Source organism: Rhizobium tropici CIAT 899, assembly GCF_000330885.1.
In the GTDB taxonomy this organism is placed as follows: Bacteria; Pseudomonadota; Alphaproteobacteria; order Rhizobiales; family Rhizobiaceae; genus Rhizobium; species Rhizobium tropici.
Genome location: NC_020062.1, coordinates 125,229 through 142,639, shown reverse-complemented (window position 1 = coordinate 142,639; position 17,411 = coordinate 125,229). Strand labels below are relative to the sequence as shown.

Below are 17,411 nucleotides of genomic sequence, written 5' to 3'. Positions count from 1 at the left end.
TTTCGTGTCACATCACATATTATCAATGACTTAGGCCATCCGATCCGGCGTCGATGCGAGTTATGGAATTACGAAGATTTTCGTCCTGAGGTGAATGAGCCACCTATGGTGGATTTTGTCGTGGCAACCCATCGCATATGGAGTTTACACGGCCTCTGTCGTCACTTACGGGAATGCCAGCCATCTGGATTAAGGGGAACCGGTGATGTTGATCACCCAAAGCGACTACAATCGGATTTACCGGGTCATCAACAGCCTGCTTGTCAACGAAAACGCCAATCCCGCTACGGCTTCGATGTATTTCAGCACCTTCGGAGCCTTCATCCTCGAACAGCACTTCAAGATCAAGGCAAAGGCAAAAAGCGGGCTGGCGGCGTACAACCTCGACGGAAAGTACATCCTGTTCGCAGACCAGCGCGACGACGGTTATGTCTCGGGCGCTGGTGAGAATTTCCATTGCTGGGTGGTGGCTGACGATTGGGCGATCGATTTCATGACCCCTACGTTCTCACAAAGCACCTCGGGTTTGGTGATACCGCCAAAGATGTTTCAGCGGCCACTCTCGTCGATGCGCCCGTCCATCAATGATTTGAGCCAGTCCGGCGATTTCTTCTATCGTTCCGAACCTGATGCAACGAGCCGACGTTTCGCGGACTGGCAAAAGAATCCGATGATTGGAGACCTGGCCAGCCTCGCCGCGAACTGGTTTCGGAAATCTCCGAGGAAGATGCAGGCATCGATCACGGTGCGGCATCAGGATGGCAAATCCAGCGCCGTACCGCTCATCGGCAACTCCCTCGTTGGTGCCTGGTAGTCGTTACAGGAGCACATCCCCACACGATTACAATATCCTCGCGCTCGCCTTGAATTTTCTTGCGCACGGTGGCTGCATGATGCGGTGCCCTCGCCCATATATTACGGCAACAAAGGGTTGTTTCTGGAGGACACGGATCATGCGCTTGAATCAAGTGACGGTAACGATGCCTGACCTCGATGCAGGCTGGAACTTCTATTGTACCCTTGGCCTCAAGCCCGTCGTCGACGCCCGTCCTCACTATGCCCGCCTCTTATGCCCTGACGGCGATAGCACGTTTTCGCTGCACCAAGGCGAAAGCAACGGTGGCGGGACAACGGTGTATTTTGAATGTGACGATTTGGACGAAACGGTTAGCCAACTGGAGAAGAAGGGACTTTATTTCACCAGCCCGCCGGAAGATAAAAGTTGGCTGTGGCGGGAAGCCGAACTGTTTGATCCTGGTGGCAATCGCGTCCTGTTGTATTTTGCTGGGCAAAATCGCATCAACCCGCCATGGCGTGTCAGATAGCTTGTTTCGAGAAGATCAACCTGCTCTACCGTTCAACGGAAGACGGCATTTTTGATGAAGTGGCGAATTTTGGCGAAGATCAAACAGGCTGCATAACGTCAACCGATTGATGGCGATTCCAGGCATTCGAATATGGTCATGAAACACCAACGCCAGTCTGCCTGGCAGCTCCTATTACTGCCCCTGCGGCTCATCATAGCCGTGCTCGTCATCATCAGCGAGATCGCCCGGCCCGTTTATCGGCCGCTTGTGCACTGGTTTGCTTCGCTTTCCATCGTGAAGCACTTCGGCGAGTATGTCGGATCCTTGCCACGAAGCGCCATTCTCGTTCTCTTTGTCGTTCCGCTGGCGATTGCCGAACCCCTGAAGATTTATGCATTGGTCGTGATCGCTCGGGGCCACGTGATCTCCGGGCTTGTCATAATCGCACTGGCCTACCTAATGAGCTTTCTCCTGGTTGAGCGCCTGTTCCACGCGGGTCGTGAAAAGCTGCTAACCTACGCGTGGCTCAAATGGATTATGGATCGCGTTGAGATCGTTCGAAAGTGGATGGCCGAGGTGAAGGAAAGCATCCTGGCCTCGGTACGCACCTGGCTTCGGTACCCCAGAAACTGATAAGCCAAAGGTGACGGAGCCGTACCCGGAGAGCCCCGATGCAGGCCTACCAGGCAACACCTTTGGGAGCGGCGAAGGGCGAGCTTCATAAATCGGCAGACCGGCTCGCGAAGAGCAATTTCAGCACAGAGCGGTGATTGCCGTTTGGATGCGATGCAACTATATTTTTCAAGGGCACACGAACAACAAAGGAGGTTGCCTATGACATCGCGGGACGCCTGATCCAGCAATACCAAGACTTCTGCCTTTCCAAAGGCATTGACTTCACACGCATAGATTCCGTACGGCCGCACGATAATACCACGCTCTTCTGCAGCGCTGGGATGCAGCAGTACAAGCCCCTCTTCTCCGATCCATCCTACATTGGAACCCTTGCGAACTCTCAGGCCTGCCTGAGAATGGGCGATCTAGACGAGATCGGGGACGGAACGCATTTCCTCCACTTCACGATGCTCGGGCTTTTCTCGTTTCGAGAAATGACCGTCGGCGACGCCATCGACTTCTGGATCGAGTTTCTTGGAACACTCGGCCTGGTGCCGGATCACGTCACGATCCATCCGGACCGATTGGAGGATTGGACGCCGTTATATCGTGGCCGCATTCCCATCGTTCCGGATGAGGAATGCACCTGGAGCGACGGCAACGTCAGCGGCTACTGCACAGAATTCTACAAGGATGGCATCGAGATCGGAAACATCGTCAATCCGCTCGGAACCTGCATCGACGTTGGTTTCGGTGCCGAGCGCCTCGACATGATCTTGAACGGAACGCCTCCGGATGATGCGCTAGCCACATTGCGCGATACGGTCATGCGGATCGTGGAAAGCGGCTATCGGCCAGGAAACAAGGAGCAAGGATACGTCCTGCGAAAGCTCCTCCGCCGTATCCATGTGATGGGCGGAACGCTGGACCATCCCTATTTCGAGCAAGAGGTCGGGCGTCAGCAGCGACTGCGTTCGAGGTATCGCCGCCTTCGCGAGAAACATCCTGACATGAGCCCGGAATGGTGGTTCGACACGCACGGCATCGACGTCGCTGAGATGCACGAGCGCGGCGACGAATAGCAAGGCACATCGCCTCCTGATAACAAGCGCGGGAGGCGATGCGAACAACAATGCGCCGGGCTTCCTCCTCTCCTGGCGCATTTCCTCACCTCGGAACCGACTGATGGCCGGACTAGGGAAGACAACTCCAACTTGATTTCGACCGAAGGTAGGCCGACTTTGAGGCGAGGACCTTGACTGCGATTCTGGGATTTCCGTGACCGTCACAACAGATTTTATTGCTGATCTCGTGCGAGCAGCAAATGGGGTGGAGAAACTGTCTGCCCATCAGGTCAGCGATCTGCTTGATAGATCTGTCGATACAATCCGACAACTACGCCAGGAACTCGGGATCGTCCCAGTGCCAGGCAAGGATGCGCTGATTTTCATTCGTACTGTTTCGGCGGGAGCTGCCAGGATGTCGCAGGCGGAATGGCACCACGGGCTGCTGCATGCGGCGGAGATGATACGTGACCTGCACATCGTGCGTGATACCGGCACTGAGTTTCGAATTACAGAAGTCGAGCCATGAAGGCTCGGGAATGAGCCCTTTATCATCTCGATCAACGATCACGTTGACCACCCTCTCATAGTCCCGAGATGTCAGATGTTTGAGATCCGCGAAATAACGAAATCGGACACTTCGGATTTAATCCATTTATGGCGAGAGACGTGGACGGCTACTTATGGTCCAAGCCTTGGTGACGATGTCCTGGCTAAAATGTTGGCCGATCTCGACGAAAATGGGACCGCTAGCATGCTCCCCGAAAACGGAGAGCGCGGATATTGTGTGACGTCTGACCGTCGTCTTTTAGGCAGCGCTATCGTCTTGGAACGGGGGAGCACGGCATATCTCTGGGGTCTATATGTCCTGCCGGACCGCCAGCGCGGCGGACTGGGCTCCGCTTTGCTTGCAAAGGTCGTCAGTGAGCTTAAAGGAGCCCAAAGCCTTGAAATACGGGTTCTTCAGACGAGCGAAGTGGCGCAGACCTTTTACCGAAAGCGCGGCTTCACAGAAGTCGGTCGAGAGGATTCTAAACTGCTTGGCGACATAAAAACTGAATTGATCGTCATGACAGTCGACGTTGCTAGTTTGAGGTGCGATCCCCCCAAACGCTGACATTCGTGCGTCATAGGAGCGTAATTAAACTATCGCTTAGACAGTTTGCCGGACGATCTTTCGAATTGAGGTTCCCTTCTTCGACAGCTCCCGGATCGCCTCATTCATCACCTGACGGCGCAGATATCCCTCGTACTGGGGCTTCTCTGCGTACGTTAGAAGCTTCGGATCAACGACGTTGCTGCCGACCGTTTGCCTAATCTGACGCATCGATTTGCCGACGGCATCGAGAAAAGCCCGGCTGGAATTTTCCATCAGGTGCCAACGGTCGGCGACCTGCTCAGCGTGCGGCAAAGCCTTCACGATGGCCTCGCCATAACCACCGCGCCGATCGCGGGCGACGATCGATATCGACTAGTGCCCGGCGAGCCATGCCCAAGACGTGCCCAGCGCACGATCCGGTAACAGGGTGACGGGTTTACGGCGCTGCAGAACCGCAAACGATTGTTCCGCAGATCTGGCCGCGCCTGAAGGCGAAATCATCAATGTCGACGACAGTTAGCTCATCTTTCTGATTCTCAATCCGTCGACGGACCACCCGCAGCAGTGTGTCGTTACTCACCGGCATCATCAGACGATTGGCAAAAGCTGCGGCAGGTCTGCCGCCGAACGCCAAACCAAGCTGATGAACGATCGTTTCGAGCCGCTGAGGGCGGCGGCCATAGCGAGCTAACACGCCCTTGTCGAACTGTTCGCAAAAGATGCGCCGGCCGCACGGAACTGCATCGCACCAAAACCGACGCGCCACGATCGTCAACTCCACTCGGCGGCCACAGAGGGGCAGGTCAGCGGGCCGTACATATCGACTTTGAACCCTCCGGCTGGACCGTCCGCAGTCCGGGCACGCTCCTGAGGGATGGCGTGATCGCAGCCGTTTTGAACGCTATCTGCGATAACCTTTACGGAATCTACCGCAAAGCCCGACGGCGCGAGGCTGGCATGCGGAAATCGATGCTGCATATGCTGATCCTCTAGTGAATCAGCACGAGCCTCGGCTGTGACAGCAGCAAATATGAGTCAGAGCCAATTCTCAATGGAAATATGGGGATGCGGATAAAAAGTTGGACTAATTTATACAGTTAGGCCAAGGCTTTCTCGATATTCGACTGGACTGCGTGAGCCCAGTGATAATTTGATGCGCTTTTCATTGTACCATCGGATGTAGGCATCAACCTCGCGGACAAACTGCTCGATTGTGATGCTCTTCCAGTCTCGAGGGTAGAAGAGTTCCGTTTTCAATCGGCCGAAGAAGCCTTCGCACGCTGCATTATCCTGTGAACAGCCCTTGCGGGACATTGAACGAACCAGCTTCGCATCGCTGATCCGAGTGAGCCAGCCGGGCCAGCGATAATGCGCTCCACGATCCGAATGGACGATTGTTCCGCCTTCGGCATCGGTAACTGTGTCAATAGCGGCGTCCAGCATCGTGTTGACTAGCCCAGCATCAGGTTGCGTTCCAATCGACCAACTGATCACCATGCCATCGAAGCAATCTATGATAGGCGAGAGATACACTTTACCGGCTGGGATCTGGAATTCGGTGATGTCCGTGAGCCATTTCTCGTTCGGTGTTTTTGCATGGAAGTCGCGGTTGATCAGGTTCTCAGGTGCAGGACTGATTTCTCCCAAGTACGAGCCAAAACGCCGTCGCCGTGGTCTGGCGGCGACCAGGCACTCCTGTTTCATCAATCGCTGCACAACCTTTTCCGAGATTGTCACACTCTGCCTGGCCAGAGACGCCTGCAGTCTACGATAGCCGTAGCAGCGATGGTTGCTCTCGAAGATTTCCGCCAGGCTGCGACGGATGGTGACGTACTTGTCTTCCAGGTTCGCTCGGGCGCGATGGTAGAAGTAGGAGCTTCGCGCAATTCCCAACTGCACAAGCAGTTCTGGCAATCGATAGATATCTTTGAGGGCGTCAACCAGCTGTGTCTTCTCCCGATTACTCAGGAGTTGCAGATCGACGCCCAGGCCTTTTTTTAGGAGTTCATTGGCCTTCTTCAGCAGATCATGCTCGAGCTGCAATTGGCGGACATCGCGTTGGAGGGCCTCAAGCTGTCGCTCGAGTTCCTCGCGCTCACGTGCCGGTGCAGAGGTTTTGCGGCGTTTCATCGATGAGGCAGCCTCATGACCGAGTAGCTGATTTCTCCAGTTGTACAACGTCGGTCTGCATACGCCTAGCCGGTCGGCTACTTGTTGGCCACTTTCCTCTCCACTGCAAAGCCCGATGACACCAACCTGCTTCAAGGCCTCGGGATAGGCCGGACGCCAGGATCGACCAGTCATCGAAGTCCTCGCCTCCGGAAACGCCTCTCGAACCCATGCCGTCAGAGTCCCCCGACCTGGATAGCCCAACGCTCTCATCGTTGAAGAGATACAGCGATCGTGAGTGCGGTAGTGGTCAAGCGCCGCCTGCTTCTCGGCCTCAGAAAATTTCGGCGCTCGAGCCACGCTGCGAACCCGCACGTCGAGATGCTGCTCGTACTCGCGGTACCAGCTCTTCAGGGCGTTCTTGGTCGGATAACCCAACTGCCGGATAGTCGCCTTAACCCGCTTGCCGAGCTTGAGATAAAGCTCCACTGCGCGAAGTCTGTCTGCGTAGGAATACATGAACTACCTCCTGGTGGTCCAAGTTTTCGTCCGCATCCCCTATCAGGCCACGCCGGGTCAGCTCTCAGTGGAAATCAACACTACTACGGTTACGACCCGAGCTACGCTCCTTTGGACGGCCAAATTTACTTAACCGGCTCAGACGCTGCTACTTGATGACCGGCGGGTCGAATGCCTCCTGTTGCGGTGGCAAAGAGTATGTAACCGCCAGTGTGATATTATTCAGTTCTGATGTGCAGCGCGTATTGTCGTCAGCCGTCAAATTCCCGGTGCTCCGAATTTCTCCAATCAGCATGAAGCCAGGCCCAATCGGCGGGCCATCTCCGAAATGAGGGATTTCTCGTCCTTTCATGACGTCCGTAACATCCCAACTCGAAGGGTTGATCTTCTGGACGGGCAAATCGTGCCATCCAACGAGATTGTTTCCAGGCGGATGGTTTAGCCAGTCAATTGTTGGGAACGTCAGCGACAGACATCCGTTCGGCTTCCCCTGTCGATTACCTGACCCGTCAGTCCAACAGGGAAGCGTATCAGCTAGGAAGCCGCCTTGAGTGTAGACTAACGTCATGCATTGAGGCGCCTCCGTCTCCTGATATGAGAGCACGCCCCGAATAAACTGTGCTGTCTGAATATTGAGAAACCGGGATATATCGAAGTTGACGAGAAGGCGCCCGGTCCAGGAAACGCATTGATCGGAATTTGAATTGGGATGACCGTCGCCTTCAACTTGTCCCCAACCGACGACTGCCACGATCTTTCCGCTTGCATCAGTCGCAGTCTGGGCCAGCTGGAAGCCATGGGTACAGTCCGTTCCCCGCCCAATGAACGTACCGATAACAGGAACGTCGCTAAAGCTCCTGGTGCTCCATTGAAGCGTCACGTGGTTTGCCGGAAACGAAAGGGTGTGCTCTCCCGGCTGGAGAAAATCCGGAACATTTGCCAGACTGGGGAGCTGCCTTGTGCCCAGCGCCACAAGAGCCAACTGCATATTCGTCAATGCCTGAAGATCGCTCCTGCGCGTCTGTTCATGGAGAACGACAATCGCGGTATTGCGCATATCGTCAGCGCTCATTCGCTTCAAATCGACATCTGACCGGATCTGAGCCATTCGCAGATAAACGAGGATAGCTCCTGTGCCAGCCAGGTCGGAATCGTTCAGCCCCTGATAAAAGTGGACGTCATTTGCTGTCCGATTTGTCAATTCGACAATGAGGGTGTTGCGTTGGTCCTCAGTAGACATCCTATTCAGATCCGCAAAATTGCGGAATTGTCCAACGAGAAGAACGCCGCCAATGTAGGATCTCTCGGGTCGCATCAGCACTTGCAGGATCTCTGCATTTCTCTTTCCCTGAAGGGACGGACCGCTTAGATGTGATTGTTGATTGGCGATGACGATGAGCGTATTGCGCATATCGTCCGCAGTCATGGACTTCAAATCGGCATCGGTCCGGGCGCCGGTTTGCCGCAAATAAACGAGCGTTGTTCCCACGCCGCCCAAATCGTCGTCATTAAGCCCTTGGTAGAAATGAACGTCATTCTTGGTGCGGCTTGAAAGCTCCACGATGAGAGTATTTCTCTGATCTTCGGCAGACATTTGAAGAAGATCGTGGTTGCTTCGAAACCCACCAATGAGCAGCGCGCCCCGTATCAAAGAATAGCGGGGCTCTGCTTTTGCAGATGAAAGACCTGTTGCCAGGAAAAAAACTAGCAACGCTATTGTAACGCAGCCAATTAAAACCCGCGAACACCAAGATACAGTATGAAAATATCTAGACATTAATGCCTCTCTCACACCAGATGAATTTTAATCGGAGATATTTAGAGAATGCGCCAAGCTTAATTGGCGGTCCCTGACTGAAGCCGTCGCCTATGCCGACCTGTTGGTTCGTCCATTGTTCCCCATAGAAACTTGATCAGCAGATATGCTGATCATTGCCGGCGCCCGTCCGCGCTGCGTATGGTCTGTCCTGAAAACTGCCAATGACGGCTGACGGCTCGTGCGTCCTCGGACGCCCATTTGCCGATCTGACCACGCATTTCCATCGAAAGAAGACCAAAAGATCCGTTGATCCATTCCCGCGCCCCGCCAAACAGAATGGAGTCTGCTGCGGTATTCACACAGGGACGACCCATAGCTCGACCCGTCACCAATACCAGGTCTCCGGTCAATCCATCGCAAACTCGCAATCCTGTCATCGTGTGCCCCCTCAAATTGAAGTAGAAATAACATCATGATCTTCCTGCCGCTGTGCATTGATCAGCATAGTCCTGGTTGGCCATGTCAGGCGTGAGATTTTCTCTCAGCTGGTGCGGCCGCAAGCCTACTGCCTGATGTCATAGGATCAACTTTCGGAAGACCCGACATCCACCATTTGGTGGAGATGCGCTTAGGCGAGGTATCAGCCGCGGGTGGTGGAAAGATTTGCGGCGTCGCGATTTTTTTGTACAGGGCTTTCGGCGAAGCGACGGTAACAAAGCAGCCCATTCCGGCTCTTTGCATTAATCCGTACCATCACGTCTTTGTGGGCGTACCATGTGCCATCAGACCCGTCTTCCGATTCAATCTGCAAATATGCTTTAACTTCCTCAGGCTCCATGCTGCCCAACGGGGTTAAGGAATTGCGATCCACTAAATCTTCCAGGCGCTCGTCGTCAGAAACGTCTCTTTTCCAAACAGGTAGGGGTTTCCTTGATCGGGCACGGGTTCGCCGCGCCGAACTGTGAGGTTTATCTCCTGGAGAACACGAAAATCGCCGTACCACTTGCTGACATTGACAAGTTCAACGGCGATTGACCTACCATCAGCGTTCGACGAAGATGCGGCGTCGTTCTTCACATGAGATGCTATTCGGCTTGTCATTATTTCTCTCAACCTTAGGAAATGAGACATATCCGCGTGTTGGCGGGTGGCTTTGGGATACAGATCGCATGTGAACGAGCTGCTTTGCTCACCGGCAGGCGTGCATCAGTGGCGCCCAGTCTTTGCCAGTCGGCGCTCAACGAGCAGGCTAATGTGGGACATATAGAAACAGAAAAAGAAGTAGATCATACCCGCAAAGAGATAGGCTTCGACGTAATAAGGACGCCAGGTGATTTCGAGAATCGAAGTTCTCGTGGTGTTCAGGAGATCGAAAAGGCCGACGATGATAACAAGCGTGGTGTCCTTGAACACCTCGATGAAGGTATTGACCAAAGGGGGAATGACGATCCTTAGAGCCTGCGGCAGGACGATCAGAGAGGTTGTCTTCCAATAGCCGAGGCCCAACGAGGCCGCGGCTTCGAACTGGCCAGTCGGTACGAGTTGCAGCCCACCGCGAATGACCTCGGCGACATAGGCAGCGGTAAACAGCACGATGGCGATCATCGCTCTTTCAAGGCCGCCAATGACCATTCCAGCCGGGAGAAAGAGCGGAAGCATGATCGACGACATGAACAAGACGGTAATCAGCGGCACGCCGCGTACCGTTTCGATGTAGACGATGCAGATCGTACGGAGCGATCTGACAGGAGAGCGACGCCCCAAGGCCAGCGCTATCCCAAGTGGTAGGGCAGCCAGAACGCCGACGATCGAGAGTGCCAAGGTCAAAGGCAAGCCACCCCATTTGTCGGGTGGGACGAATTCGAGGCCGAATATGCCACCTGACATCAAGGCGAAGAAGAGCACGAGCACGCACGCCCACATGACGAACAAGGCCTTGCCCCAAAGTTCCGAACGCGAACTGAGGAGCGTTGCGACGATAAAGGCTGCGACGCCCACCGCGGGTCGCCACTGTTGTTCGAAGGGATAGGACCCGAACAGGATATAGCGGAACTTCGCGGTAACGACGGACCAGCAAGCACCGTGCCCGTTCAGCGCCGCACATGCGGTAGCATCCGTATCCCAGACAGCGTTAATCACGCCCCACGATATGAAAGACCAGGCGCAACGCGCCAACAACAGAGTGACCACGATCGTGACAGCCAAGTTCAGCGGGCTCGCTTTCATGGCGGACGCCGTCTGCTGCAACCAGCGCACAGGAAGACGTGGGGTCTCTTGGATCTCTTGGACCAAACCAGCTTGGTTGACTGCTTTCATCGCTGCACCAGCGCCATTCGCTTGTTGAAGAGGTTGAGGGCCAGGGAGATTCCAATACTGATGGAAAGGTATGCGCCCATCAGAATGGCTATCCCCTCGATGGCCTGCCCCGTCTGGTTGATAATCGTGTTGATGATCGATGCGAGATCCGGATAGCCGATTGCGACTGCCAGGCTCGAGTTCTTCATCAAGCTGAGATACTGGCTGGTCAATGGGGGAACGATTGCACGAATGGCCAGCGGAAGAACAACGAGGCGCAGAATCGTGAACTCATGCAGGCCGAGCGCCCGTGCGGCCTCGATCTGTCCCTTCTGCACTGACATTATCCCTGCCCGGACGATTTCACCGATCAGGGCGCTGGTATAGAGGGTGAGCCCGATGACAAGCGTCGCCAGTTCCGGCGACAAGGATACACCGCCGGCAATCCGAAAGCCGGTTGGCTTCGGCCAATCGAGCGATAACTCTGCCCCGCTATAGATTTTGCACAGGATCAGCAACACGGCCCATGCCGCGAGGCTGGGGAGAAATACGGGCATCCGGACGCCGGTGCTTTGCTGCCTCCGTTTGCAAACCCATCGCCATATGAGAGCAACCAGGATGCTGGCGGATGTCGCGGCATAAAACCAGCCGAAACCCGCGGAACTGACCACCCAGGGAAGGAAAAGGCCCCTGTTGGTGAAGAGGGCGATGCCAAGGATTGGAGCGGCCTCGCGCGGACCCGGAAACGATATGAGGATCAACGCGTACCAGAACATCAGTTGAAGAAGGAGGGGCGTATTTCTGAACAACTCGACATAGGCTTGAGCAAGTTTGGACAGGAGCCGGTTTCGGCCAAGGCGAAGAACACCGATGCCTGTGCCGAGGACGGTCGACAGAACAATAGTAAGGCAGGAAACGAAAAGCGTGTTGAGGAGGCCAACCACCACCGCCCGCCCATAGCTCGCCTGGGCATCGTAGGCGATAAGTGTCTCGGATATCCCAAATCCAGCCTGCTTTCCCTGCAAAAAAGCAAAGCCCCCGGTAATATGCAGCCGATCCAGGTTGCTCGAGACATTCCTAATCACGAACATCACGGCGAGCGCCAACGCGATATAGATTATGGCATCGTGCAGAAGATAACGGTAGCGCGGCCCTGAATGTGCCGGCTTATGCTCACCTAAATCACCGAGGGTTTGTGGTCTGTCAGCCATTGAAAGATCATCGCCTTGCTTGAACGTAGCCGACACCTGTGCGCATGCCGGCAGATCACGCGCTCGAAGTGGACCTCCGAGCGCGCTTCAATTGGCTCTCAGATAAAAGGTGGTGAGTACATCAGGCCGCCATCGGACCACAGCTTGTTGAGCCCACGCTCCAGTTTCAGAGGCGTGTCCGGACCGACGTTGCGATTGAAGATTTCGCTGTAATTGCCGACCTGCTTGATGACGTTGTAGCCCCATTTGTCGTCAAGATGGAGTGCCTTGCCCATTCCAGGGACGACACCCAGGATGCGCTGGACTTCCGGATCGGAGCTTTTGAGCATTTCGTCAACATTCTGAGACGTTACGCCCTTCTCTTCCGCGGTGAACAGCAGCCACACCGTCCAATCCACGATATCGAGCCATTCGTCGTCGCCGTGGCGCACCACAGGTGCCAAGGGCTCCTTGGAAATCGTCTCAGGGAGAATGACATAATCGGCGGGATTGGAGGCCTTCGACGCGCGAGACGCAGCAAGCGACGACTTGTCGGTCGAATAGGCGTCACAACGGCCACTGAAGAAGGCCTGTTCGATATTGGCCTGGTTGTCGATCACGATCGGATTGAGGGTAATACCCACCTTGCGGGCGTAGTCCTGAATGTTAAGTTCGGCGGTGGAGCCGGGCTCGACACATACACTTGCGCCGTCCAGACCCTTTGCGGATGTCACGCCGAGCGAGGATTTCACGAGGAATCCCTGGCCGTCATAGAATGTCGCCGGCGCGAAGTTGAGCCCGAGATCGGTATCACGAGACAGCGTATGGGTGGAATTTCGCGAGAGAACATCAACTTCGCCGGACTGAATGGCCGGGAAGCGTTGGGATGACGTCAGCGGGACGAAGGTCACTTTCGTCGCGTCTCCCAACACGCCTGCTGCCACTGCGCGGCAAACATCCACGTCAAGACCTGCCCATGCGCCCTTGCCGTCCGGCGCGCCGAAACCGGCAAGGCCCGTCGATACGCCGCAACGGAGTGTTCCTGCACCTTTGGTCTTGTCCAGGGTCGGACCAGCCATTGCCGCCGTGGCGATCACGCAGATGCCCAGGGCTAAAAACAACACTTTCATGAAATTCCCCTTTTAGCTCGTAACGACATCATTCATCGTGTCGCGCTAGACATATCATCCAGTTTTAGATATTTTGGCAAGCATTATTTTTAAGCAAATGACAGGATGCCTAAATGTTGCCCATTGGCTTGGCCGCCGCCCCATCCGAAATCTTGACGCCCAAGCCTCGTGACGCCGTGCTCCTTACTCTCTCCGGCCCGCAGATCCAGCCGCTTCTCAACCCCGGCGATGTGCTTGAAGCCGTAAGAGAAGCCTTCGTCCTGCATAGCCAGAGAAAGGGGCGCATCTTCCCAGTCGTGCGGGAGAGACTTGATACCGGCGGAATTTTCGGCATCAAATCGGGCGACGTGCAAAGCCAGGCGCTCCTTGGTTTCAAAGCAGCCGGTTTCTGGCATTCCAACAGAGCAATCGGCGGAGAACCCCATCAGGCGACGATCATGCTGTTCGACCCCGCATCCGGACGCCCGATATGCATCGTTGACGGCAATGCCATCACGACCGCTCGCACGGGTGCCGCAGGAAGACTGGGCCTCGAACTGCTGGCGCGGCCGGAAAGCACGCATATCTGCGTGTTTGGCACTGGGGTACAAGCACGCGTACAGCTCGATCTCGCTTTGGACCTGCTGCCCCAAACCAGTACTGTCCGCTACATCACCTCGAAAGGCCGTCCTGACCCAGCCTTCGAGGCAGCTTTTGCATCGCGCTGCTCACTCACGCATGAGACCGATCCGGACGAGGCGGTTTCCGAAAGCGACATCGTGATCACGGCGACGCCTGGAAACGGACCTCTTTTTTCGGCGGACGCGGTCAAGTCGGGCACCCATATCAATGCCGTTGGGACAGACACCAAGGGCAAGCGCGAATTGCCGGAAGGTATATTACCCCGCGCAAGGCTCTTTGTTGACGACCGCGAACAAAGTCGGCAGATCGGCGAAGGGCAATGGCTGAAGGAAGCCGGCCATGAGGTCGAAATCGGCAGCATTCTGACTGGTGATGCCGTCTTATCGCGACAGCCTGACGATATTACCATTTTCGACATGACAGGGCTGGCGCTGCAGGACCTCACGGTCGGTCGAATGCTTTACCGTCGTGCGATCGAAGGTGGATACGGCACTCAGATTGCCTGGCCATGGTGATCTCGATGCAGAATCCAGCCTGGCGCTGACCGAAACGACAACCGACACCATGAACACGAAGGCATAATAGGATGAGAATAGGACTTCTGAACTGCGGCGGCACGATCACGGAGAACTATCAACCAGATGGATCAATCAAGCGGCTGCTGGCACGCGATCTCATAGAGCTCGACACCAGCACAGACTGGATCGGCCATGATGTCGATGCGGTCGATAGCTGCGACCTGAATTTCAAGTCCATCTGCCGGGCGCGCGACGTCATGCGGCAAGATCAGAATTGCGACGCCTTCGTGCTCTGTTGTGGTACCGACGCCATGGAGGACGTAGCCTATGCCGCCGCCCTCCTCTTCGATCGCGATCGCCCGGTGGTCCTGACGGGTGCAGCAATTCCCGGAGGGGATGCAAATGCCGATGGGCCGCGGAATCTGAAGGACGCTGCAAGACTTGCGAAAGCCATGCCGCAGGGAGCGGCTCCACTTGTCTGCTTTGCCGGACGAATTTTCGACCCGTCATCCATTGTCAAAGTCTGGCCGCAAGCGATCCAGCCATTTGGACCGGACACGGCGCTTCGTGGTTCGATAGACGCGGACATCGTCACCCTTACAGGTTTCTCCACGGTTGCAGACACATATGCCGACCTTGATGTCGACGATCTCGACGCCCGTGTTGCGATTGTCTCGGAAACCTTCGGAGCAATTGCCGGCTTCCCGGATATTTCCGAACTTGATGGCATCGTGCTGGCGGGAAAGGGTGCTGGCGGGTTCTCGGCACAATCTGAAACGCGTCTGCGTGAAGCAGCGCGCCGTATTCCGGTCGTTTTGTCGACACGCTGCGCCCAGGGTATCCGGGTGAATCCGGCGGTGACGAAATATGCCTATCAGCACGCGCAAAGTCTCGGGATGATCACGACTGGCTATGATGGCTTGAATGCGTCGAAGGCACGCATCCGCTTGATCGCGGAACTGGGTCATTCGGCCCAATAGTCTTCGAGCAAAGACGGCTCTCTTCAGCACGGTAGGATCGGAAGAGCAATTTCCGCGTCGGTCTTGCCGCCGTCGCGGAAACGTTTACTTCGCGTCGGTATAGACCGTCGCGCGGGAGACACCGAGGTGTGCGGCGATAACATCCATCGAGCGCCTGATATTCAGGTGACCAGAATCCCTTAACTCGCGAAGAAGAACGCGACGGTCCTCAGCCTTCAGCGCGCGCGGCGTGGTCGAGAGACGCGCGGCAAACTCGTCGATTTTGCCGCGTATGGCGTTCGGTCCAGCCGGCACCAGAGATTCACGGCTAGGGCCGGCGCCGTCTACCGATCCAAACGCCTGTAGAACCGATTGAAGACTATGAAAAATTGTCAGGTCGATGTTGAGACACAGAGCGGCAACGTAGTGCCCGCTAGCGTCTTTAATACCGATCGATGTGCTTTTTGCCTGACGACCATCTGCAAACTGATTGGCATAATTCGCAATGACCTGCGGATAGTCCGGATCTGCAATACGCGCAAGGCCAAGCTCAGTCGCAGGATCACCGACATTGCGGTCAGACAGATTATTGTGAATGGAATGGATCGCATGCTTGGGATCACGCAGGTCATGCAGGACGACCTCACAGAATGGAGCGAAGGTTTCGGCCAATCCCTCGGCGATCTTGTCGAGTTGACTAAAGAGTGCATCTGCCTCCTTGTTTTTCGCCATACCCTCGCCTGCTAAGGACTGTTTTGTTCTTACCGCTTCGTTCATTCGAAAATTTCCGCAATGACTTGCGCACTTTTTATGCCAGTTCCCGTCAAAATCACCACAGTATTTTCACGTTCACTGATCATTTTGTCTCGAATGAGGTGGTCAAGAGCGGCAGCAGCAGTCGCCGATGTCGGCTCGGCAAGGAGTCCAGCCCTTCCAAGCTTCTTCAATGTTGCGATGATGTCTTGCTCGGAGACCGCAACGGTGGAGCCGCCTGTCTGGCGAAGAGCATCGACAAGCTGCCGCAAACGAAGCGGCTCCCGAATTGCTGTTCCTTCGGCAAGTGTCTTTCTGACCCCCCGTTCGACAGGGTCGTCAACACCAGCCTTGAAGCTTGCATCGATCGGGGAGCAGTTAAAAGGTTGAGCAGCGAACAGACGAGGAAGCTTGTCGATTTGTCCCGCCGCCTTCAATTCCTGGAAGCCGATGTAGCATCCAAGCAGCGTGCTTCCCGCACCGGCCGGCGCGACGATATTGTCCGGAACCGAGAAGTTGAAGTCTTCCCACAGCTCATAGGCAAAGGACTTCGTTCCCTGGAGGAAGAACGGCTGCCAGTTATGGCTGCAGTAAAAAACCTCCTTCGACTGACGGATCGCCATCGCCTGCGATTCCTCACGTGGGCCGTCAACGAGCTCGACTTCCGCGCCATAGGCTCCGACTTGCGCGATTTTTGCAGGTGATGTGTAGGAGGGGGCAAAGATTTTCACGCGCATTCCTCCCGCCGCGCCATAGGCTGCGACAGACGCGCCGCCATTCCCGGAACTGTCTTCGAGAACAGCGTCGACCCCCAATTGCCTCATCGCAGACAGCATCACCGTTGTTCCACGATCTTTGAAGCTTAAGGTCGGGTTGAACCATTCGAGCTTGAAGTAAGGACGAAAATCTTCCCAATGGCCTTGAACAAGTGGCGTGCAGCCTTCGCCCAACGAGATCGGCGCTTCGATCCTAATAGGGAGCGACGCCCGATAGCGCCAAAGAGACCGGATGTCGCGTTCAATCTCATCGCGGGAGATACCAACTTGAGGCGTGATCAGAAGCGGCGTTTGTTCGTCCGAGCACCACCGCGGAATTTCCAATGGATAGGTACGACCCGTGATTGGATCAACATAAGTCGCTTTGGACACGCCGAGCTACCTTTGTGAGAGACACTAAAATATTCGCAACTAGACATTTAATGCGATTTAAGACGATCTGTAAAGTCACTGAAAATGCGGCGAAGCGGGAAGAAACGTCGTTCACATCAGGCCGACGCCTTATCACGAATGGTGCAACCCCGTCCTCTCGCAGCGCTCAAAAGCGTTGAACGAACAAATTTTCGGCATGGGCGGATTATGCCCCGCAATCCGTTGATGTGATGAGATCGAACCGTCGGCCCACAAACCCATCTCCCTAAAGCGCTTGGAATATCTAAAGTCGCCCCGCGCATACGCGCTTATTTTCGGACTGACA

General features: G+C 55.4%; 18 protein-coding genes and 1 pseudogene. 8 read left to right on the top strand and 11 right to left on the bottom strand.

Annotation, left to right across the window (positions count from 1 at the left end; genetic code table 11):
* Positions 1-205 precede the first annotated feature (205 nt).
* The 6 genes from RTCIAT899_RS22850 (at position 206) to RTCIAT899_RS22825 (ending at position 4,103) form a co-directional block, all read left to right on the top strand.
* Positions 206-814: a DUF2026 family protein gene (locus RTCIAT899_RS22850; protein WP_041678108.1), complete on the top strand. Its 609-nt coding sequence runs from the start codon at positions 206-208 to the stop codon at positions 812-814.
* Between the two features lie 139 nt (positions 815-953).
* Positions 954-1,325, top strand: a complete 372-nt coding sequence (locus tag RTCIAT899_RS22845; RefSeq protein WP_015342164.1) for a VOC family protein — start codon at positions 954-956, stop codon at positions 1,323-1,325.
* A 138-nt stretch (positions 1,326-1,463) separates the two neighbouring features.
* Positions 1,464-1,940, top strand: coding sequence for a hypothetical protein (locus RTCIAT899_RS22840; RefSeq protein ID WP_244441537.1), 477 nt, complete (start codon positions 1,464-1,466; stop codon positions 1,938-1,940).
* 161 nt (positions 1,941-2,101) lie between these two features.
* Complete coding sequence (locus tag RTCIAT899_RS22835) at positions 2,102-3,004, top strand: alanine--tRNA ligase-related protein (protein WP_041678322.1); 903 nt, start codon at positions 2,102-2,104, stop codon at positions 3,002-3,004.
* Between the two features lie 196 nt (positions 3,005-3,200).
* Positions 3,201-3,515, top strand: a complete 315-nt coding sequence (locus RTCIAT899_RS22830; protein WP_015342161.1) for a hypothetical protein — start codon at positions 3,201-3,203, stop codon at positions 3,513-3,515.
* Between the two features lie 75 nt (positions 3,516-3,590).
* Positions 3,591-4,103 carry a GNAT family N-acetyltransferase gene (locus tag RTCIAT899_RS22825; protein WP_015342160.1) on the top strand — a complete coding sequence of 171 codons (513 nt, stop codon included), beginning with the start codon at positions 3,591-3,593 and terminating at the stop codon, positions 4,101-4,103.
* 36 nt (positions 4,104-4,139) lie between these two features.
* On the opposite strand, the gene RTCIAT899_RS33315 is transcribed toward RTCIAT899_RS22825, so the two are convergent.
* The 9 genes and pseudogenes from RTCIAT899_RS33315 to RTCIAT899_RS22785 form a co-directional block, all read right to left on the bottom strand.
* The gene (locus tag RTCIAT899_RS33315; protein WP_244441536.1) at positions 4,140-4,406 is read right to left on the bottom strand and encodes a hypothetical protein; all 267 of its coding nucleotides are present in this window, start codon (positions 4,404-4,406) and stop codon (positions 4,140-4,142) included.
* A 115-nt stretch (positions 4,407-4,521) separates the two neighbouring features.
* A complete protein-coding gene (locus tag RTCIAT899_RS33310) occupies positions 4,522-4,860 on the bottom strand; it encodes a hypothetical protein (protein ID WP_244441535.1) in 339 nt (112 codons plus the stop codon).
* Between the two features lie 24 nt (positions 4,861-4,884).
* A pseudogene (locus RTCIAT899_RS34270) lies at positions 4,885-4,974 on the bottom strand (hypothetical protein); the annotation flags it as partial.
* 200 nt (positions 4,975-5,174) lie between these two features.
* Positions 5,175-6,713 carry an IS3 family transposase gene (locus RTCIAT899_RS22815; protein WP_015339037.1) on the bottom strand — a complete coding sequence of 513 codons (1,539 nt, stop codon included), beginning with the start codon at positions 6,711-6,713 and terminating at the stop codon, positions 5,175-5,177.
* Positions 6,714-6,861: 148 nt separating this feature from the next.
* Positions 6,862-8,307 (bottom strand): hypothetical protein, encoded by a 1,446-nt coding sequence (locus RTCIAT899_RS22810; protein WP_135488288.1) that lies wholly within the window; start codon positions 8,305-8,307, stop codon positions 6,862-6,864.
* Positions 8,308-9,112: 805 nt separating this feature from the next.
* Positions 9,113-9,343, bottom strand: coding sequence for a hypothetical protein (locus tag RTCIAT899_RS22805; RefSeq protein ID WP_041678106.1), 231 nt, complete (start codon positions 9,341-9,343; stop codon positions 9,113-9,115).
* 335 nt (positions 9,344-9,678) lie between these two features.
* A complete protein-coding gene (locus RTCIAT899_RS22795; protein ID WP_244441534.1) occupies positions 9,679-10,698 on the bottom strand; it encodes an amino acid ABC transporter permease in 1,020 nt (339 codons plus the stop codon).
* An 86-nt stretch (positions 10,699-10,784) separates the two neighbouring features.
* Positions 10,785-11,978, bottom strand: coding sequence for an amino acid ABC transporter permease (locus RTCIAT899_RS22790; RefSeq protein WP_015342156.1), 1,194 nt, complete (start codon positions 11,976-11,978; stop codon positions 10,785-10,787).
* Between the two features lie 98 nt (positions 11,979-12,076).
* Positions 12,077-13,087 carry an amino acid ABC transporter substrate-binding protein gene (locus RTCIAT899_RS22785; RefSeq protein WP_015342155.1) on the bottom strand — a complete coding sequence of 337 codons (1,011 nt, stop codon included), beginning with the start codon at positions 13,085-13,087 and terminating at the stop codon, positions 12,077-12,079.
* A gap of 113 nt (positions 13,088-13,200) precedes the next feature.
* Between RTCIAT899_RS22785 and RTCIAT899_RS22780 the strand changes: the two genes are divergently transcribed.
* Both RTCIAT899_RS22780 and RTCIAT899_RS22775 read left to right on the top strand, forming a co-directional pair.
* On the top strand, positions 13,201-14,223 hold the full coding sequence (locus RTCIAT899_RS22780) for an ornithine cyclodeaminase family protein (protein WP_015342154.1): 1,023 nt from the start codon (positions 13,201-13,203) through the stop codon (positions 14,221-14,223).
* Positions 14,224-14,294: 71 nt separating this feature from the next.
* Positions 14,295-15,206 (top strand): asparaginase domain-containing protein, encoded by a 912-nt coding sequence (locus RTCIAT899_RS22775; protein WP_015342153.1) that lies wholly within the window; start codon positions 14,295-14,297, stop codon positions 15,204-15,206.
* An 84-nt stretch (positions 15,207-15,290) separates the two neighbouring features.
* Here RTCIAT899_RS22775 and RTCIAT899_RS22770 read toward each other — a convergent pair whose 3' ends face one another.
* Both RTCIAT899_RS22770 and RTCIAT899_RS22765 read right to left on the bottom strand, forming a co-directional pair.
* Positions 15,291-15,962, bottom strand: coding sequence for a helix-turn-helix transcriptional regulator (locus RTCIAT899_RS22770; RefSeq protein ID WP_015342152.1), 672 nt, complete (start codon positions 15,960-15,962; stop codon positions 15,291-15,293).
* Entirely contained in the window at positions 15,959-17,086 is a 1,128-nt protein-coding gene (locus tag RTCIAT899_RS22765) for a threonine synthase (RefSeq protein WP_015342151.1), read from the bottom strand. Before RTCIAT899_RS22765 ends, RTCIAT899_RS22770 begins: the two co-directional genes overlap by 4 nt.
* Positions 17,087-17,411 lie beyond the last annotated feature (325 nt).